Source organism: Albibacillus kandeliae (genome assembly GCF_003116585.1).
GTDB lineage: Bacteria > Pseudomonadota > Alphaproteobacteria > Rhodobacterales > Rhodobacteraceae > Albibacillus > Albibacillus kandeliae.
In genome coordinates, this window is record NZ_QEHM01000007.1 from 32,535 (window position 1) to 51,561 (window position 19,027).

A 19,027-nucleotide genomic window follows, 5' to 3' on the forward strand; every position below is an offset into this window, starting at 1 on the left:
ATAGAAACATGTTGAGGAAAAAGACCAACGGGGTTGCGCGACGCCCCCAGCGGACAAGTATCCTTTCCGAGGTGGCCAACGCCTCGGTCGACCGCCGCGCGTTCCTGCGCGGGTCGGGTCTGGCAATCGGGGGGCTCGCGGCCGTGGCCGCAACGGGCGACACCGTGACCCGGGCAACAGCCGCGACAGCGGCGACGGGCGAGGTGAAGACGATCAAGTCGGTCTGCACCCACTGCTCCGTCGGATGCACCGTCCTGGCCGAGGTACAGGGTGGCGTCTGGATCGGGCAGGAGCCCGGCTGGGACAGCCCCTTCAATCTCGGGGCACACTGCGCCAAAGGCGCATCGGTGCGCGAACACGCCCACGGCGAACGTCGCCTCAAGTATCCCATGAAGAAGGTGGGCGGCGAATGGCAGCGCATCTCCTGGGACGAGGCGATAAACGAGATCGGCGACCAGCTGCTGTCGATCCGTGACAGCTCGGGGCCGGACTCGGTCTACTGGCTGGGCTCGGCCAAGCACAGCAACGAGCAGGCCTACCTGTTCCGCAAGTTCGCGGCCTACTGGGGCACGAACAACGTGGATCACCAGGCCCGGATCTGTCACTCGACCACCGTTGCGGGCGTTGCCAACACATGGGGCTACGGCGCCATGACCAACTCCTACAACGACATCCACAATTCCAGGGCAATCTTCATCATCGGCGGCAACCCGGCAGAGGCGCACCCCGTCTCGCTGCAGCACGTCCTGAAGGCCAAGGAACAGAACAACGCCCCGCTGATCGTCTGCGATCCGCGCTTTACCCGCACCGCCGCCCACGCGGACGAATACGTGCGGTTCCGTCCCGGTTCGGACGTGGCGCTGGTCTGGGGACTGCTCTGGCACATCTTCGAGAACGGCTGGGAGGACAAGGAGTTCATCCGCAGCCGCGTCTGGGGCATGGACGAGATCCGCACCGAGGTGAAGAACTGGACGCCCGAGGAAGTCGAGCGTGTGACCGGGGTTCCCGGTGCCCAGCTCGAGCGCGTGGCGCGGACGCTGGCCAACAACCGTCCCGGCACCGTGATCTGGTGCATGGGCGGCACCCAGCACACCAACGGCAACAACAACACCCGTGCCTACTGCATCCTGCAGCTCGCGCTGGGGAACATGGGCACCGCCGGTGGCGGCACCAACATCTTCCGCGGCCATGACAACGTGCAGGGCGCGACCGACCTCGGGGTGCTTGCCGATACGCTGCCGGGCTATTACGGCCTGACCGCGGGGGCATGGGCCCACTGGGCCCGCGTCTGGCAGGAAGATCTCGACTGGCTCAAGGGCCGCTTTGCCATGCTGAAAGGCAAGGATGGCAAGGACAAGGAGATGATGGGCCTGACCGGCATCCCCGTCTCGCGCTGGATCGACGGCGTGCTCGAGGCAAAGGAGAACCTCGAACAGCCCGACAACACCCGCGCGATGGTGTTCTGGGGCCATGCTCCGAACTCACAGACCCGCCTGAAGGAAATGAAGACGGCGATGGAAAAGCTCGACCTGCTGGTCGTGGTGGACCCCTATCCGACCGTCTCGGCCATCCTGCACGACCGGACCGACAACACCTACCTGCTGCCGGCCTCGACCCAGTTCGAGACCTCCGGCTCGGTGACCGCGTCGAACCGTTCGCTGCAGTGGCGCGACAAGGTGGTGGAGCCGCTCTTCGAGTCGCTGCCTGACCATACGATCATGCACAAGTTCGCCACCAAGTTCGGCTTTGCGGACCGCCTGTTCCGCAACATCGAGGTGAATGGCGAGGAGCCGCTGATCGAGGACCTCACCCGCGAGTTCAACCGCGGCATGTGGACGGTGGGCTATACCGCCCAGTCCCCGGAACGGCTCAAGAAGCACATGGAGAACCAGCACACCTTCGACCGCACCACGCTGCGGGCGAACGGCGGTCCCTGCGACGGTGACTTCTACGGCATGCCCTGGCCCGCCTGGGGAACGCCCGAGATGAACCACCCGGGATCGGCGAACCTCTATGACCTGTCGCTGGCCGTCAAGGACGGCGGCCTGCCCTTCCGGGCCCGCTACGGGGTCGAGCGCAATGGCGAGAACCTTCTCGCCGAGGGCTCCTACACCGTCGGGTCCGAAATCGAGGACGGCTATCCCGAGTTCACCATGCAGATGCTGATCGACATGGGCTGGGACAGCGATCTGACGCCCTACGAGCGGCGGATGATCGAGTGGGTCGCGGGCTACATCGACGCGCGCCCCGAAACGGACACCGAGGTGGGCGAACAGTCCCACACCGGACCCTACCCGTCCGACTGGACCGAGCAGATCGGCGGCGTGAACTGGAAGACCGACCTTTCGGGCGGGATCCAGCGCGTGGCGATCCTGCACGGCTGCGCCCCCTACGGCAACGCCAAGGCCCGCTGCGTGGTCTGGACCTTCCCCGACCCGGTCCCGATCCATCGCGAGCCGCTCTACACCAACCGGCGCGATCTGGTGGCCGACTACCCGACCTACGAGGACAAGTCCTTCTGGCGGGTGCCGACCATGTACGCCTCGATCCAGAAGAACGATTTCTCCAAGGACTTCCCGATCATCCTCACCTCCGGCCGACTGGTCGAGTACGAGGGTGGCGGCGACGAGACACGGTCGAACCCGTGGCTCGCCGAGCTCCAGCAGGACATGTTCGTCGAGATCAACCCCCGCGACGCCAACAACTACGGCATCCGGGACGGCGCACAATGCTGGGTCGAGGGTCCGGAGGGCGGCAAGGTCAAGGTCATGGCCATGGTCACCCCGCGGGTGGGCGAAGGCGTCGCCTTCATGCCCTTCCACTTCGGCGGCCATTTCGAGGGGGTCGATCAGCGGTCGAAGTATCCCGAGGGGGCCGACCCGATCGTCCTGGGCGAATCCACCAACACCGCGCAGACCTACGGCTACGACTCCGTCACCCAGATGCAGGAGACCAAGGCCACCCTCTGCAAGATCATGCCGGCGTAAGGAGAGCGATACATGGCACGAGCTAAATTCCTCTGCGATGCCGAACGCTGCATCGAGTGCAACGCCTGCGTCACCGCGTGCAAGAACGAGCACGAGGTGCCCTGGGGCATCAACCGCCGGAGGGTCGTCACCATCAATGACGGCGCGCCCGGCGAGCGCTCGATCTCGGTGGCCTGCATGCACTGTTCCGACGCGCCCTGCATGGCCGTCTGCCCGGTCGACTGCTTCTACCAGACCGAGGACGGCATCGTCCTGCACTCCAAGGACCTGTGCATCGGCTGCGGCTACTGCTTCTACGCGTGCCCCTTCGGCGCGCCGCAGTATCCGCAGGCGGGCAACTTCGGGTCCCGCGGCAAGATGGACAAGTGCACCTTCTGCGCCGGTGGCCCGGAAGAGAACAACTCGGCGGCCGAGTTCCAGAAGTACGGGCGCAACCGGATCGCCGAGGGCAAACTGCCCCTCTGCGCCGAGATGTGCTCGACCAAGGCCCTGCTTGCGGGGGATGGCGACCAGGTGTCGGCCATTTACCGCGAGCGCGTGGTGGCCCGTGGCTTCGGCTCGGGCGCTTGGGGCTGGGGCACCGCCTACGAGAAGAAGAACCCCTGAGGTTCTCCCGGCAGGCCCGCACGGCCTGCCGGCACCGGACTGACCCGCGCGGGGCGGCGCCTGCCGCTGTTCCGCGCGGCGTTCATGCGACTCTATTCTGGGAGAAGACCATGCTGGCCCGGCTTACGGCCCTCTTCGCACTGGTCCTGCTGGCCGCCGCCCCCCTGGGCGTGGCGGCGCAGGAGACGGACGCGCCCACGCAGATCGACCGTTCCGCCACCGGCGGCGCGCAGACCCTCGAAGACATCCTGCGGCGTCAGGAGAACCTCAAGGTCGACGACACCTTCCGACGCGAGAACATCGGCGGCGAACCCCCGCAGGTATCCGACCTCTACACCCGCGGCGGCGCCTCCGACGCCGACCTCTGGCGCGCCATGCGCTACAACGAGGCCGACGTGCGCACGTCCACAATCAACCCCAACGGCAAGGTCCTGATCCAGGACGGCGGCATGTGGTGGCTGCACTTCCGTCAGGGGCCGCTGGCCACCTACGGCGGCTGGCTGCTGCTCGGCACCATCGTCCTGCTCGCGGTGTTCTTCCTGCTGCGTGGCCGGGTCAAGATCGAGGGTGGCCGCACAGGCAGCACGGTGCTCCGCTTTCAGTGGATCGAACGCTTTGCCCACTGGTTGCTGGCCGGATCCTTTATCCTGCTGGCCTTCACCGGGCTCTTCACCCTGTTCGGGCGCAAGTTCCTGATCCCGGTCTTCGGACACGAGTTCAACTCGGTGCTGCTAATCGGCTCCAAGTTCATCCACAACAACGTCAGCTGGGCCTTCATGCTGGGCCTCGTCATGGTCTTCGTAATGTGGGTCTGGCACAACCTGCCCGACCGCACCGACCTCACCTGGTTCGCACAGGCCGGCGGGATCATCGGCAACAAGCACCCGCCCGCGAAGAAGTTCAACGCGGGTCAGAAGATCATCTTCTGGGGCGTGATCGTTCTGGGCACCTCGGTCTCGGTCTCCGGTCTGTCGCTTCTCTTTCCCTTCGACATGCCGCTGTTCTCGCACACCTTCTCGGTCCTGAACGGCTGGGGCGTGCCCGGGTGGTTCGGCTGGAGCGAGTTCCCGGTCCATCTCGCCCCGCAGGAAGAGATGCAGTACGCCCAGCTGTGGCACGCGATCGTCGCCTTCGTGATGATGGCCATGATCATCGGCCATATCTATATCGGCACGCTAGGTATGGAGGGCGCCTACGACGCCATGGGCACCGGCGAAGTCGACGAGAACTGGGCTCACCAGCACCACTCGATCTGGTACGACAAGGTCAAGCGGGAAGAGGCCGAGGCAGGCCGCGCCACGACGACCCCGGCCGAGTGACCCGCGCACCGCGCGACACGACAGATCCATCGGCGCGCTTTGCGAACGGCGCGCCGACCGTTACAATCCGCAATCACAGCGCCCCGTCCAGGTGACGGCCCCCGCCCGGCCCGCCGGGGTTCGGCGGGCCGCAAAGGAGAGTGAATCGAGATGAAAGCCATGCTCACCGGCTTTGCCGCCATCATCGTCATCGGTATCGTGGCCTACTTCGGCCTGCACGAGGTCGGCATGTCCTCGGCCGAGGTCTACTCAAGCCCCAATGTCCGTCTCGACTGATACCCGGCGCGTGACCAGAAAGGACCTGCCCCGGGACGATTACGGGCCGACGCTCGCGGGCGCCTCGATCCTTGTGGTCGATGACGAACCCGGAATGCGCAATTTCCTCGTCAAGACGCTGGCCCCCCGGGTACAGCGCGTCGAAGAGGCCGGCTCGACGGCCGAGGCCACCGCCCGCATCGACGCCGCCCACTTCGACCTCGTCATCCTCGACAACGTGATGCCCCGCACCACCGGGCTGGAATGGCTCGCCGAACAGCAGCGGCGTGGCTTCTTCGGCGACACCATCCTGATCACCGCCTACGCCGACCTAGAAACCGCCATCGCCGCCCTGCGCGCCGGAGTCAGCGATTTCGTCCTCAAACCCTTCCGCGCCAACCAGATCCTCGGTGCCGTCGCGCGCACGCTCGACCGCAAGTACCTGCGCCGGGACAACGCCCTGCTGCGCCGCGAACTGCGCACCGGCCAGTTTCAGGGCAAGCTGCTCGGCAAGTCCGAGGTCATGGTGGCCACCCGCGCCCTTCTGGCCAAGCTGGCGCCGCTGCCCACCCCTGTCCTGTTCACCGGGGCCAGCGGAACCGGCAAGGAGCTTGCCGCGCGCCAGCTGCACCAGCTGTCCGACCGGGCCGCAAAACCCTTCGTGCCGGTGAACTGCGCCGCCATCGCGACCGAGCGCATGGCACAGGAACTCTTCGGCAGCATCGCCGACGGCGAGCGGCTCAAGCCCGGCCTCCTGCTGCTGGCGGATGGCGGCACCCTGTTCCTCGACGAGGTGGCGCAGATGCCCGAACCGCTGCAGGCGGCCCTGCTGCGCGTGCTGGAAGACCAGCGCATCAGACCGGCGGGCGCCGAGCGTGAACTGCCGCTGAACCTGCGGTTTCTCTTCGCGACCAACGCCGACCTCGCCGAACTGGTGGCGCAGGGCCGCTTCCGCGCCGATCTCTACCATCGCATCAACATCCTGAACGTCGAGATGCCCCGCCTCTCGGACCGCTCCGACGACATCCTCGAACTGGCCGCCCTCTTCATGACCCAGTTCTCGCAGGCGCTCGGGATGCCCGGCCTCGATCTCGACGAACAGACCCTGCTCAAGCTGCGCCGCTACGACTGGCCCGGCAACGTGCGCGAGTTGCGCAACCTCGTGGAGCGTTCGGTGATCCTCGGCAGCTTTCCCAAGGAATTCGCGGGCGCCGGTTCGGTCACCGGTGCGCAGGCCATCGAGAACCTCGACCTCGTGCTCCAGCGGCACATCCTGCACATGCTCGACCTTTGCGATGGCAACCGGGCCGAGGCCGCACGGCGGCTCGGCGTGTCGCGCAAGACCATCGACCGCAAGATCGCGCAGTGGGATCAGGACCAGACCTCGCCGCCCTGAGGCGTCAGGCGTTCCAGACCACCTCGCCCAGCCCCCTCACGTCATACCCGCCAAGGCTCTTCGCCCGCTGGCTGAACGCATTGGACCGGCAAAAGGCCATCAGCCCCTGCATCGTCGGTTCAAAGTAGGCCCGGCGGTCGATCAGCAGGTCGAACCGCTCCTCGATGACCGGCACGAACGGCAGCCCGTAGGCCAAAGCGACAGATTCGAGCCCGAAGGTCACGTCCGCCTCGCCCCGCCTGACGCTCTGCACTGCGTCGTCCTCGGTCCGCTCCATCGGCGTCTCGCTCACCCGGCCAAGGTCCAGCCCGGCCTCCGCGGCAAGGTCGCGCAACAGCCCGGCGGTGCCGGAACTCTCCTGCCGTGGCGCCAGCCGCAATCCGGCAAGCTCGGCCAGCCCCTGCGGTGCGGGTCCGTCCGGCCGCAGCACCAGCCCCCGCCGCCGCGCGGCAAAGCGGATCAGGACCGCGTCCTGCCCGGCTGCGGCCTCGCGCACGGCCGCGAGGTTCCAGCTGCCGACGCTGTCGCGCACGTGCAGACCCGTCGCCACGCCGTCGCCTGAAACAAAGCGCACCAGCCCGTCCAGCGAGCCGTCAAAGAAGGTGGCCAGCCCGCACCGTGACTGGCGGATCGCCCAGTCGAGCAGGGGATCGTGACTGCCAAGGAACACGCCCGGCCGCGGGACCGATGGTCGTGCCGCGCCGCTCTGCGCGCCCTCGATCCACGCTCGAATACCCGCCGCCGGGAACAGCAACTTGCCCGTCGCCCGCGAACAGGGCACCTCGCCCGAGGCGGCAAGATCATAGACCTTGCGCTCCTTCAGGCGCAGCAGATCGGCCAGTTCCTTGACGGTCAGGTACTCGTGGGGCGGGATCTGCTGGTCGGTCATGGGCTCTTGAGTCAGGGGGCGGCACAGCGCCGCCCCCCGGAGCCTATCACTCCTTCGGCGCGTTGGGGAAGAACAGCTGCTGTCCGTCCACCTTGTAGGCCGCGATGGCCTCCTGTCCCTCGGACGAGAGCAGCCAGTCGGCAAAGTTCTGCGCCGCGTCGATCTTGACCGAGGGGCACTTCTCCGGGTTCACCGGGATCACGCCATACTGGTTGAACAGGGTCTCGTCGCCCTCGACCTCGATCTTGTAGTCCTGCTTGTTCTGAAAGCTGATCCAGGTCGCCCGGTCGGTCAGCACGTAGGCCCCCATCCCGATCCCCGCGTTCAGCGTCGCGCCCATGCCCGACCCGGTTTCGCGATACCAATCCCCCGAGGCGGAGCTGGGATCGACGCCCGCCGCCTTCCACAGTGCGACTTCCTTCTTGTGCGTACCCGAGTCATCCCCGCGCGAGGCGAAGAGCGCACCGGTCTCGGCGATCTTGGTCAGTGCGGCCTTTGCGTCGCTGCTGCCCGCCACGCCCGCCGGGTCGTTCTCGGGGCCCACGATGACAAAGTCATTATACATCAGGTCGGTCCGCTTGGTGCCGAACCCCGCTTCCACGAACTTCTCTTCCGATGCCTTGGCGTGGACCAGCAGCAGGTCGCCGTCGCAGTTCTCGGCGTTCTTGATCGCCTGCCCAGTGCCCACGGCAACCACCTTGACCGTGATCCCGCTCTCGCCGCTGTAGATCGGCAGCAGGTAATCGTAGAGCCCCGAGTTCGCCGTCGAGGTCGTGGACTGCACGATGATCGACGTATCTTCCGCGGCAACCGCCCCGGCGAGGCAGAGCGAGAGCGCGGTGGTCGCGATGAGTCTGACAATGGTCATGAGAATTCCTTTGTGCCTTGCTGTCTTGCGTGGTCGCGAGCGCGATCAGACGATGATCTTGCCCGCCAGATAGTCCCGCGCCGCCTGCGAACGGGGCTCGGGAAAGAAGTCGGTGGCGCGGCTGTGCTCGGCCACCCGCCCGCGGTGGAGAAACACCACCTCGTCGGCGATGCGCCGCGCCTGCCCGATGTCATGAGTGACAAAGACGATCCGTGTGCCCCGGGCACAGGCCTCGCCCACGATCCGCTCGATCACCAGAACCGAGGCGGGATCGAGGCTCGCGGTGGGTTCGTCGAGGAACAGAACCTCGGGATCGGTCGCCAGCGCACGCGCCAGCGCTAGCCTTTGCGCCTCGCCCCCCGAGAGCAAGCGCGCGGGCTGGCGCGCCTTGTGGGCCAGCCCGACATCCTCCAGCAGCGCATCGCGCCGTCCCCGGTCGGCCCCGCGCGCCTTGAGGACGAAATCCATGTTCGCGGCAACCGACCGGCGCAGCAGCACCGGCTTCTGGAACACCAGCGCCTGCCGCGCTGTCGCCTGCGTCGCCGGCAGGGCGTTCCAGCTCACGCTGCCCGAACTCGGGGCCAGCAGCCCGTGCAGCAGCTTCAGCAGGATGCTCTTGCCCGCCCCGTTTGGCCCCATGATGACGGTGCAGCCGCCCGGCGCCAGCGTCAGATCGACCCCGTCCAGCAGGGCCGCACCCCCCACGTCGAGGCGCAGTCCACTGACCTCCAGCGGCAGCAGCGGCGCGACATGTCCCACCCCGGTCCGCGCACGCGGAACCAGCGGAACGACATCGGTCATCTGAAGATCAGACATGGCTTGCCCCCACCATCGCATGCCGCGCGGCGCTCATGCGAAGGGACTGAACCCCCGCATTCACCCCCAGCGCCAGCACCAGCAGGACGATCCCCAGCGCCAGCGCCAGCGGCAGGTCGCCCTTCGAGGTCTCCAGCGCGATGGCCGTGGTCATCACCCGGGTCGCGTGGTCGATGTTGCCGCCAACGATGATGACCGCGCCCACCTCGGCGACCGCCCGGCCGAACCCCGCGAGCCCGACGGTCAGCAGCGCGTAGCGCCCGTCCCAGAGCAATGTCGTGACGCTCTGCCAGCGGCTCAGGCACAGCGAGCGGAACTGCTCGGCATACTCGGCATGAAGATCTTCCAGCACCTGCCGCGACAGGGCCGCAACGATGGGAACGATCAGGATGGTCTGCGCAAGGATCATGGCGCCCGGGGTATAGAGCAGGCCGAGAAATCCGAGCGGCCCGGAACGGGACAAGTAGAGATAGACCAGCAGGCCAACGACGACCGGCGGCAACCCCATGAGCGCGTTCATCACCACCAGCACAAGGCCCCGTCCCCGGAACCGGCTGACCGCGACCAGCGCACCGATCGGCAGACCGACAAGACAGGCGAGCAAGGTGGCACTCAGGCTGACCTGCAGCGACAGGGCCACGATCTCGTACAGATCGGCCTCCCCGGTCACCACCAGGGTAAATGCCAGCCGGAAAGCCTCCCCAATACTCTGCAAAATTTACCCTCCCGCCGGAAATTTTGCGCTATTTCGACTATGCATCCAATGGCCATTGATGCAAGCGCCATCTCGCCCGCTCCGGCGAGGCGCGGGTCATCGAATAACCAGTGGAGGTGAGGGCAGAGCCCGGAAATCAGCGACTGGTCGCCATCTTCCAGTACGAGCCTTCGTTCTGCCCGATATGATCGCGCAGGATCGCAAGCGCCTTGTCGGTATCGCGGGCCGCGACGGCATCGCGCATCTCGATGTGTTCCCGGTAGGACTTGGCCATGTGGTCAGGATGCCGACCCAGCCGGTTGCGCAGCGCCGACATCTTCTGCGCGATGGTCTGGTAGGCGTCGTTCAGAAACCGGTTGTCGGACTCGTCCAGAAGGATCTGGTGGAACCGGGAATCGAGCTGGAGATAGGCCGGAACATCATCCGCCGCGCGGGCAGCCGTCATCTTGTCCACGCATTCCCCAAGCTGCTGCGCCAGCCGGTCGGGATCGTGCCGGATCGCCGCGATCATCGCTGCCGACTCGAGGCACAGCCGCGCATCGCAGAGCTTGGCAAGTTCGGTCGGCTCCAGCGAGAAGACGAAGCTGCCGCGCTGCGGCTCCACGATCAGCAGGCCCTCCATCTCGAGACGGTTGATCGCCTCCCGGACCGGGGTGCGGCTCACCTGCATTTCCGAGGCGATTCGGGCCTCTGAAAGCTGGCTGCCCAGTTCCAGGTCGCCCGAGATGATCCAGTCCCGCAGGGTTTCGGAAACCAGTTCCGTCAATGACTTGGGACGCTCAAAGTTCTTCATCGCGGCCTCCTTCGCCAGATCTTAGACCATGAGGAACTGGCATACAATGTACTGCCGTTGACAAACTGGCATACAGTATGTCAGGCTGCGTGAAAATGCTCTTAAGCGTATCGGGGAGGAACGCTTGGAACGACTGGAATCCGCCTTCGTGGCCGCGAACCGCTGGTTCGTCGCCCTCGTCCTGGCCATAGTCTTCTTCATCGTCTTCATGAACGTGGTGGGCCGCTACGGCTTTGGCCATTCCTTCGCCTGGGTCGAAGAGTCGGCACGCCACCTGATGATACTCGGCGCCTTCGCCGGGGCAGGGCTCGCCCTGCGCGAGGGCCGCCTTGTGGCGATCACTGCCCTCCAGACTATGCTGCCCCCGCCTCTCGCCCTCGGGCTGCGCATCCTGACCCTGCTGATCATGTTCGCCTTCATGGCCACCATGCTCTGGCTCGGGATCAAATTTGTCCAGTTCGGCTGGAACAAGGAGACCATGTCCACCGGCATCCCGCGCGGCATTCCCTATATGGCCATCCCGATCGGCTGTGCCCTGTTCCTTGTCCATCTCCTGTTCTTCGCGCGCCGCTTCGTGACGGAAGACTTCGAATTCGCCGGCGGTGGCGAGGCAGGGTCGGACGCGTAACAATGGCCAAGACCCTCATCATCCTCTTCTTCGCCACCATGTTGCTCGGCCTGCCGGTGGCCTTCACCATGGGCGTTGCCGGCATCTCGGCGATCTTCCTGCACGGCGGGCTGAACCCGCTGGTGGCGACCCAGCGCATGTTCGCCGGGATCGACAGCTTTCCGCTGATGGCGGTGCCCTTCTTCATCCTCGCCTCCGAGTTGATGAACGCCTGCGGGCTGACCCGCGCGCTGCTGCGTTTCGCCAATGCCCTCGTCGGGCACCTGCGCGGCGGCCTCGGTCACGTGAACGTTCTGGTCTCCATGCTCTTCGCGGGCATCAGCGGCTCGGCCCTCGCCGACGCGGCAGGCCCCTCGGCCATCGTCATGCGCATGATGCGCGAGGCCGGGTACGAGAAGAACTACGCCGGGGCGCTCTCGGCCGCCACGGCGACCATTGGCCCGATCATCCCGCCCTCGATCCTCGCGGTCATCTTCGCGATCTCCACCAGCGGCGTGACGGTGGCGGGCCTGTTCCTTGCCGGCATCGTGCCGGGCCTGCTGCTGGGCCTCTCGCTCGCGGTGGCGAACCACATCGTGTCGGTCCGCAACGACTATCGCGGCCGCGACCAGCGGGCCTCACGCTCGGAACTGGCCGAAACCACGCTCGCGGCACTGCCCGCCATCGTGATGCCCGCCATCATCCTTGGCGGCATCGTCTTCGGCATCTTCACCCCGACCGAGGCGGGCGCGGTGGCCTCGGCCTATGCCCTGCTGCTTGGCGTCGTGCGGCGCGCCTTCACGCTCCAGTCGCTCTTCGGTGCCTTCTCGCGCGCAGCCGTGGTCACCTCCTCGGTCTTCCTGATCATCGCAATGGCCTCGATCTTTGCCTGGCTGCTGACCTACCTCCAGATCCCGCAGTCCCTCGCGGCGCAGATCGCGGCCATCACCGACAGCCGCCTTGGCATTCTCTTCATCCTCGCGGGCTTTGCGCTGGTCTGCGGCTTCTTCATCGACACGCTGCCCGCGCTGATCATCCTGACCCCCGTCCTCGGCCCCATCGCCTACAGCGCCGGAGTCGACCCGCTGCAATTCGGCATGATGCTGGTGCTGAACCTTACCATCGGGATGATCACGCCTCCGGTCGGCCCTGTGCTCTTCGTCATCGCCACCGTGGGCCAGCTCCGGCTCGAAGGACTGTCCCGCGCCGTCCTGCCGCTTCTCTTCGCCGAACTCATCGTGCTGCTTCTGGTCATCCTGGTGCCCGGGATCAGCACATTCGTCCCGACCTGGCTCGGGTTTTCAAACTGACATGAAAGGGAGGAACCTCATGAAAACCATGTCAAAGCTACTGACCGCGACGGCAACCGCGGCTCTGGCCATCTCCGCGCAGGCGGCGGTCGCCAAGGATCTGAAGTATGCCCATTTCCAGTCCGCCGACCTCAGCTCTCCCAAGCACGCGGCGGCGCTGGCGTTCGAGAGCTGCGTCGAGGGCAAGACCGCCGGGTCGATCGACGTCCAGATTTACCCCGCCTCGCAACTTGGCGGCGACGCCGAGATCATGGAGGGCCTCCAGCTTGGCACCGTGCAGATGGCGGCAATCCACGATGGCCCCATCTCCTCGGTCTACAAACCCTTCTCTGTCCTCGCGCTTCCCTACCTCTTCGATGACCAGGCGATGGCGTGGTCGGTGATGGACAGCGACTTCGGCAAGGAGATGGCCGAGGACATGCTGGCCCAGACCGGCATCCGCATGTTCGGCGTTGCCGACAACGGCGTGCGCAACTTCACCAACAACATCCGCCCCGTTGCCGAGCCCGCCGACATGGAAGGGCTCAAGATGCGCGTGATGACCGCACCGGTCTGGATCACGCTGGTCGAAAGCCTCGGCGCCTCGGCCACCCCGGTGCCCTGGCCGGAACTGCCCGGCGCCCTGCAGCAGGGCGTCGTCGACGGGCAGGAGAACGGCGTGACCAACATCGTCAACGCTTCGCTCTACCAGAACCAGAAGTACGTCTCGCTCGACGGGCACGTGTTCAGCTGGCACGCCTACCTGATGAACGAGGACTTCTATCAAGGCCTCACCGATGTCGAGAAGACCGCCGTCAACCAGTGCGTCCAGATCGCCATCACCATCCACCGCGGCATGACCGCCGCGCAGGATGCCAACGCGGCCACCATCCTCAGCGAAAAGGGCATGGAGGTCGTCCCGGTCTCGCCCGAGCAGAAGGAAATGTTCCGCGAGAAGTCTCAGCCCGCCGTGCGCGAATACATCGTGAGTGAGATCGGCGAGGACTGGCCCAACAAGCTGGACGCCGCCGTCCAGGCCTATCGCGACCAGTTCTGAACCATGCGGGATCGCGTTGTGAAGATGCAGACCATCGCCATTCTCGAACCGGGTTACGCCGATTACCAGACCGAGCGCTCGGTGCTGGCCGGGTTTGACGCCGAGATCGTTCCGATAGGCGAGCAAAGCAACGCGGTCCCGGCCCTGAAGGCGCTCGATCCGGTGGCGCTGCTGGTCAGGGAAACCGAGGTCGGGCAGGCCGAACTGGACGCCTGCCCGAACCTCAAGGTCATCGTCCGCTACGGCGTGGGCGTCGACAACATCAACAGGGACCTCGCGGCGCGCCGCGGGGTCTACGTGGCCAACGTGCCCGACTACGGCGCCGAGAACGAGGTCAGTGAACACGCGCTGGCGCTCTATCTCTCGGTCCAGCGTCGCATCGTCTCGCGCGATGCCGAGGTGCGTAGGGGCGACTGGGGCATCGGCCAGCGCGCCCCTGTCCCCAGCCGCGTGAACGCGACTCTCGGGCTGATCGGCTGCGGCCGCATCGGCCTCGCAACCGCTGCCAAGTTCCGCGCCATCGGCTTTGCGCGCACCATCGTCTACGACCCCTTCCTCGACGAGGAGGCCGCCCGCAGCGCCGATGTAACCAAGGTCGCGCTCGACGACCTCTTCCCGCAGGCCGATGTCATCAGCCTCCATGCGCCGCTGACACCCCAGACCCATCACATCCTGAACGCCGAACGGCTGGCCCGGATGAAGCCGACCGCCATCGTCGTGAACGTCTCGCGCGGCGGTCTCGCCGACGAGGCGGCGCTGGCCGACGCCCTGCACCGGGGCCTCATCTTCGGCGCCGGGATCGACGTCTTCGAGACCGAACCCGTCGCCCCCGACAACCCCCTGCTCTCCGCCCCGAACACGGTGCTCTCAGATCACACCGCCTGGTACTCCGAACGGTCCGTCGCCGTGTTGCAGCGCAACGCCGCGGAAGAGATCGCGCGGGTCCTGCAGGGCGAGCCGCCAAGAAACTGGGTGAACCGCTGGTGAGGCGGCGCACCCCGATCAACAACGAAACGAAAGGACGAACGACATGACACTGCAAGAGCTGATCGAAGGGTTCCGTGGGACAGCCACCGCCTCGGTCGCGGACGCGGTCGACAAGATCGCCGGCAAATCCGGCCTGCTGAACCACGAGATTCGCCCCCGGATCAACGAGACCAAGATCGTCGGCCCCGCCGTCACCGTACTCGAAGGGCCGACCGACGAATTCCTGCCGCCCCAGCATGCGCTCGACATCATCGACGCCTCGGAGCCGGGTTCGGTCATCGTGATCTCGACCAATGGCAGCGTGGATGTAGCCGTCTGGGGCGGGCTGATGACCGCAGGTGCCGTGGCGAACAAGCACGAGGCCGCCGTGCTCGACGGCGGCGTGCGCGACATCGTCGAGATCCGCCGTGACTACGATTTCCCGGTCTATTCCCGCACCGTCTGCCCCGGCACCACCCTCGGGCGCGCCAAGACGCTGGCGGCCAATGTCGAAGTCGACATGGGCGGCGTCATCGTCCACCCCGGCGACCTGATCGTGGGCGACATCGACGGCTGCGTCGTGGTGCCGATTGCACATGCCGAGGCCGTCCTCGAGATGGCGCGCGAAATCGACGCGCGCGAGGCCGAACAGGCCCGCCTCATCATCGAATCCGGATCGCTCAAGAAAGGTCTGGAGAAATACGGGCGCATCTAGCCCGGTGACTGGTGGCCTGCAGGCTGCTGCAACAGCCCACAGGCCGTCAAAGCTCAGCAAGGGAGGAACGAATGCTGAAACGAAACGTCACAACATTGGCCCTTACCGTGGCTCTGACATCCCCGGTTTGGGCGCAAGACCATCAGCCCGAAGTGGTGGCAGAGTGGAACAGCCTGCCCTATGCCGTCAAGGATGAGGCCACCCGGACCGCATGGGAGCAAAGCGCCATCTTCGGCAAGGCCCTGATGCAGGGGGCCAAGGTCGACAGCGCGGGCAACATCTACGTCTCGACCGCCCGCTGGGGCGGGCCGGAGATCCCCTCGACCCTGTCGAAACTCGTCAAGAACGGCGAGACATGGGAGCTCGAGGCCTATCCCTCGGAAGAGATGAACGCGATCGGCAATGCCGCCGGTCTCAAGGCGGTTCTCGGCTTCGAGATCGACCGCAACGACGTGATGTGGATCCTCGATCAGGGCCATGTCGCGGGCGCCCCGAACCAGCCGGGCGACGCCAAACTGGTGCTCTGGGATATCAAGGCGAACAAGGAAGTCCAGCGCTACGACTTCAGCGCCGAAGAGGCCGACCCGGCCTGTTCCTTCCTCAACGACGTGGCCGTCGATAACGACACCGGCTTCGGCTACATCACCGACAGCGGCATCTTCTGCAATCCGCTGCACGGCGGGCTGATCGTCTACGACAGCAACACCGGCACCGCGCGCCGCATCCTCGATCAGTCCAAGTTCACCAACAACGAACCGAACTTCTTCTTCAACATCGACGACCGCACCGTGCTCAAGGGAGGCGGGATGCTGACCGGCGCCGACGGGATCGCGCTCAGCGCCGACAAGGACACGCTCTACTGGACCAACCTGACCGGCAACACGCTCTACAGCCTCGACACCGACCTGCTGCGCGACTTCGAGGTCAGCGAGACGGTGCTCGAAAACGCGGTCGACGTGGTGACGTCGCTGCCCTCCAACACCGACGGGATGACCGCCGACAGCGAGGGCAACGTCTACCTGACCGCCCTCTCGCTCGACGGCCTGATGAAGCTCGACGGCAAGACCGGGCAGCTCTCGCGCTTCGTCCACCACCCCGAGATGAACTGGCCTGACACGCTGGCCTGGGGTCCGGAGGGCGCGCTCTATGTGGTCTCCAACCATCTCCACGTCTGGGTCGATGGCGACATGAACTTCGAAGACCCCGCGATCCCCAACTTCCGGATCTGGAAAATCCCCGGCGTGGGACAGTCCTACACCGCGGAATGAACCGACCACCGGCCGCGCTCTCCGGGGCGCGGCCAAACCAAGAGAAGGCGATATGACACCTGATATCCTCTGCCTCGGGGAACCGATGCTGGAGTTCAACCAGCAGCCCGACGGCAGCTACCTGCCCGGACATGGCGGCGACACCTCGAACTGCGCCATCGCCGCCGCCCGACAGGGCGCGCGGGTCGGCTATATCACCCATGTCGGCGCGGACACCTTCGGCGACAGCTTCATGCAGCTCTGGGCCGAGGAGGGCGTCGACACCTCCGGCATCCGGCAGCGGCCCGATGCGCACACCGGCGTCTACTTTGTGACCCACGGCCCCGACGGGCACCAGTTCAGCTACTTCAGGGCCGGCTCCGCCAGTTCGCGCATGGGGCCCGCCGACCTGCCGGTCGCGGCACTGAAGTCGGCGAAGATCCTGCATGTCTCGGGCATCAGCCAGGCCATTTCGGACAGTGCCGCCGACGCGGCCTTCGAGGCCATCGACATCGTCCGAGCCGCTGGCGGCAAGGTCTCCTACGATACCAACCTGCGGCTCAAGCTCTGGTCCCTCGCCCGCGCCCGCGCCGTCATCCATTCGGCCATGACCCGCTGCGACATCGCCCTGCCCGGGCTCGACGACGCCCGCCAGCTGACCGGCCTCGACGATCCGGATGCGATTGCCGATTTCTACCTCGGCCTCGGCGCCGGGGTCGTCGCCCTGACCCTCGGGGCCGAAGGCACGCTGGTCGCCACCCCCGACGAACGCCGCCGCATCGTCGGCCGTCAGGTCAAGGCGGTGGACGCCACCGCTGCGGGCGACACCTTCGACGGCGCCTTCCTTGCCCGCATCGTGGCAGGCGACACCCCCTTCGACGCCGCCGCCTATGCCAATGCCGCCGCCGCCCTGTCGACGCAGGGGTATGGCGCCGTCGCCCCGATGCCCCGCCGCGAGGCGGTGCTGAAATTCCTCTCGGAGACCTGAATGAAACACGCAGTCATTATCGGCGGCACCCGGGGCATCGGCGCCGGTGTCGCCTCCACCCTGCTCGACGCGGGCTGGGCCGTCACCGCCACCGGCGTCTCGGCGGAGGAGGTCGGGACCTTCGCCGCGCAGACACCCGAGGCGCGCACCGCCGTCCTCGACGTGACCGACACGGCGCAGGTGCGCACCTTCTTCGCCGGAATCGAACAGCTCGACGGTCTGGTCAATTGCGCCGGCATCCTCGTGCGCGGCGGCGAGTATGACATCGAGACCTTCGAAAAGGTGATCGACATCAACCTGACCGGCACCATGCGCTGCTGCCTCGCCGCCCACCCGCTCCTCGCCAGACAGGGCGGCGCCATCGTCAACACGGCCTCGATGCTCAGCTACTTCGGCGGCCCGCTGGTCCCCGCCTACTCGGCCTCCAAGGGTGGCGTCGCGCAGCTGACCAAGGCGCTCTCGGGCAAATGGGCGGCAGACGGGATCCGTGTCAACGCGATGGCACCGGGCTGGATCGCCACCGAGATGACCGAAGCACTGCGCTCCGACCCTGCGCGCAACGCCCCGATCCTCGGGCGCACGCCCCTGAACCGCTGGGGCCAGCCCTCCGAGGTCGGAGCCCTGGCCGCCTGGCTACTCTCCGACCAGGCCTCGTTCGTCACCGGCAGCGTCTATCCTGTCGATGGCGGCTACGCTGCAATGTAACCCCCCGAAGGAGCCGACATGCCACTCGAAGACACCGATACCGACGCCCGCACCCCCTACCAGCTTCCCTTCCCGCAGGACGCGCTGCAGGAGATCGTGATCCCCAAGGCCATTCCCGATGACGAGAGGGTCTGGGTCCCGCAGGCCGAGAACGTGGCCTTCCGCCCGCTCTGCCTCAACCGCAGCCAGGGCTACTGGATGAACCTTCTGCGCGTGCGCAAATCCGGCGTCCTCTCGCGCCACCGCCACCCGCAGGCGGTACACGGCCTCGTGCTCCGGGGCCGCTGGCACTACCTCGAACACGACTGGGTCGCCGAGGAAGGCGGCTATGTCTTCGAAGCCCCGGGCGAGACACATACGCTCGTCGTGCCCGACGACGTCGACGAGATGATCACCATGTTCCAGGTCAACGGCGTGATGCTCTACGTCGATCCCTACGGCAAGACGATGAGTTACGAAGACGTCTTCACCAAGATCGACATGTGCCGCGCGCACTACGAAAAGGTCGGCCTTGGCGCCGATTACGTGGACCAGTTCGTTCGCTGAACGACCCTGCCCCGGACGGTAATGTCCTCACCAATTGACCCTTGACGCAGATGCGTTAATGCCGGAATGTCCGACACTAACGCATCGCATTTGAGATCAAGGGAGGGATTCGATTGCGTGGGCGAACCAGTGCTCCGTCCGGGAAAGAGGTGACACGCCTCTGATCGCCCCCGGGCAATAGCTACAGCAGCAAGATCAAGGACCGGCCCCCGCCGCGACCCAGTCGCGGTGCGCGGACCGTTGACCGATGCGGGCCCAACTCC

19 protein-coding genes are annotated in these 19,027 nt (G+C 66.2%); 14 read left to right on the forward strand and 5 right to left on the reverse strand.

All coding sequences use genetic code 11. The features are described from left to right. Window positions 1-8 precede the first annotated feature (8 nt). The 5 genes from DDT93_RS16025 to DDT93_RS16040 all read left to right on the forward strand — a co-directional run bounded on the left by DDT93_RS16025 (window position 9) and on the right by DDT93_RS16040 (window position 6,563). Window positions 9-2,987 carry a formate dehydrogenase subunit alpha gene (locus DDT93_RS16025; RefSeq protein ID WP_109466882.1) on the forward strand — a complete coding sequence of 993 codons (2,979 nt, stop codon included), beginning with the start codon at window positions 9-11 and terminating at the stop codon, window positions 2,985-2,987. A 12-nt stretch (window positions 2,988-2,999) separates the two neighbouring features. Further along, window positions 3,000-3,593, forward strand: a complete 594-nt coding sequence (gene fdh3B, locus DDT93_RS16030) for a formate dehydrogenase FDH3 subunit beta (RefSeq protein WP_109466883.1) — start codon at window positions 3,000-3,002, stop codon at window positions 3,591-3,593. 110 nt (window positions 3,594-3,703) lie between these two features. Then, window positions 3,704-4,912 (forward strand): formate dehydrogenase subunit gamma, encoded by a 1,209-nt coding sequence (locus DDT93_RS16035; RefSeq protein WP_109466884.1) that lies wholly within the window; start codon window positions 3,704-3,706, stop codon window positions 4,910-4,912. A 150-nt stretch (window positions 4,913-5,062) separates the two neighbouring features. After that, the gene (locus DDT93_RS27085; protein ID WP_269800953.1) at window positions 5,063-5,188 is read left to right on the forward strand and encodes a hypothetical protein; all 126 of its coding nucleotides are present in this window, start codon (window positions 5,063-5,065) and stop codon (window positions 5,186-5,188) included. Beyond that, entirely contained in the window at window positions 5,172-6,563 is a 1,392-nt protein-coding gene (locus DDT93_RS16040; protein ID WP_109466885.1) for a sigma-54-dependent transcriptional regulator, read from the forward strand. Before DDT93_RS27085 ends, DDT93_RS16040 begins: the two co-directional genes overlap by 17 nt. Window positions 6,564-6,567: 4 nt before the next feature. Here the strand turns inward: DDT93_RS16040 and DDT93_RS16045 are convergent, their stop codons facing one another. The 5 genes from DDT93_RS16045 to DDT93_RS16065 form a co-directional block, all read right to left on the reverse strand. Continuing rightward, window positions 6,568-7,452 carry a helix-turn-helix transcriptional regulator gene (locus tag DDT93_RS16045; RefSeq protein WP_109466886.1) on the reverse strand — a complete coding sequence of 295 codons (885 nt, stop codon included), beginning with the start codon at window positions 7,450-7,452 and terminating at the stop codon, window positions 6,568-6,570. Between the two features lie 46 nt (window positions 7,453-7,498). Continuing rightward, window positions 7,499-8,320 carry a substrate-binding domain-containing protein gene (locus DDT93_RS16050; RefSeq protein ID WP_109466887.1) on the reverse strand — a complete coding sequence of 274 codons (822 nt, stop codon included), beginning with the start codon at window positions 8,318-8,320 and terminating at the stop codon, window positions 7,499-7,501. A 45-nt stretch (window positions 8,321-8,365) separates the two neighbouring features. Continuing rightward, window positions 8,366-9,136 carry an ATP-binding cassette domain-containing protein gene (locus DDT93_RS16055; protein ID WP_198654873.1) on the reverse strand — a complete coding sequence of 257 codons (771 nt, stop codon included), beginning with the start codon at window positions 9,134-9,136 and terminating at the stop codon, window positions 8,366-8,368. Continuing rightward, window positions 9,129-9,851 carry an ABC transporter permease gene (locus tag DDT93_RS16060; RefSeq protein ID WP_109466888.1) on the reverse strand — a complete coding sequence of 241 codons (723 nt, stop codon included), beginning with the start codon at window positions 9,849-9,851 and terminating at the stop codon, window positions 9,129-9,131. Before DDT93_RS16060 ends, DDT93_RS16055 begins: the two co-directional genes overlap by 8 nt. A 136-nt stretch (window positions 9,852-9,987) precedes the next feature. Continuing rightward, window positions 9,988-10,644, reverse strand: coding sequence for a GntR family transcriptional regulator (locus tag DDT93_RS16065; RefSeq protein WP_109466889.1), 657 nt, complete (start codon window positions 10,642-10,644; stop codon window positions 9,988-9,990). Between the two features lie 124 nt (window positions 10,645-10,768). On the opposite strand from DDT93_RS16065, the gene DDT93_RS16070 reads away from it, so the two are divergent. From DDT93_RS16070 to DDT93_RS16110, 9 genes are all read left to right on the forward strand, one after another. Then, complete coding sequence (locus tag DDT93_RS16070) at window positions 10,769-11,272, forward strand: TRAP transporter small permease (protein ID WP_109466890.1); 504 nt, start codon at window positions 10,769-10,771, stop codon at window positions 11,270-11,272. 2 nt (window positions 11,273-11,274) lie between these two features. Further along, window positions 11,275-12,561, forward strand: a complete 1,287-nt coding sequence (locus tag DDT93_RS16075) for a TRAP transporter large permease (protein WP_109466891.1) — start codon at window positions 11,275-11,277, stop codon at window positions 12,559-12,561. Window positions 12,562-12,580: 19 nt separating this feature from the next. Next, window positions 12,581-13,597: a DctP family TRAP transporter solute-binding subunit gene (locus DDT93_RS16080; protein ID WP_232825477.1), complete on the forward strand. Its 1,017-nt coding sequence runs from the start codon at window positions 12,581-12,583 to the stop codon at window positions 13,595-13,597. A gap of 24 nt (window positions 13,598-13,621) precedes the next feature. Then, window positions 13,622-14,584 carry a C-terminal binding protein gene (locus DDT93_RS16085; RefSeq protein WP_109467206.1) on the forward strand — a complete coding sequence of 321 codons (963 nt, stop codon included), beginning with the start codon at window positions 13,622-13,624 and terminating at the stop codon, window positions 14,582-14,584. 43 nt (window positions 14,585-14,627) lie between these two features. After that, window positions 14,628-15,278: an RraA family protein gene (locus DDT93_RS16090; RefSeq protein WP_109466893.1), complete on the forward strand. Its 651-nt coding sequence runs from the start codon at window positions 14,628-14,630 to the stop codon at window positions 15,276-15,278. A gap of 71 nt (window positions 15,279-15,349) precedes the next feature. Beyond that, window positions 15,350-16,546: an SMP-30/gluconolactonase/LRE family protein gene (locus DDT93_RS16095; protein WP_109466894.1), complete on the forward strand. Its 1,197-nt coding sequence runs from the start codon at window positions 15,350-15,352 to the stop codon at window positions 16,544-16,546. A 52-nt stretch (window positions 16,547-16,598) separates the two neighbouring features. Further along, a complete protein-coding gene (locus tag DDT93_RS16100) occupies window positions 16,599-17,513 on the forward strand; it encodes a sugar kinase (protein WP_109466895.1) in 915 nt (304 codons plus the stop codon). Then, window positions 17,514-18,218, forward strand: a complete 705-nt coding sequence (locus DDT93_RS16105) for an SDR family NAD(P)-dependent oxidoreductase (RefSeq protein WP_109466896.1) — start codon at window positions 17,514-17,516, stop codon at window positions 18,216-18,218. Window positions 18,219-18,236: 18 nt separating this feature from the next. Next, window positions 18,237-18,764, forward strand: a complete 528-nt coding sequence (locus tag DDT93_RS16110) for a 2,4'-dihydroxyacetophenone dioxygenase family protein (protein ID WP_109466897.1) — start codon at window positions 18,237-18,239, stop codon at window positions 18,762-18,764. Window positions 18,765-19,027: the final 263 nt, after the last annotated feature.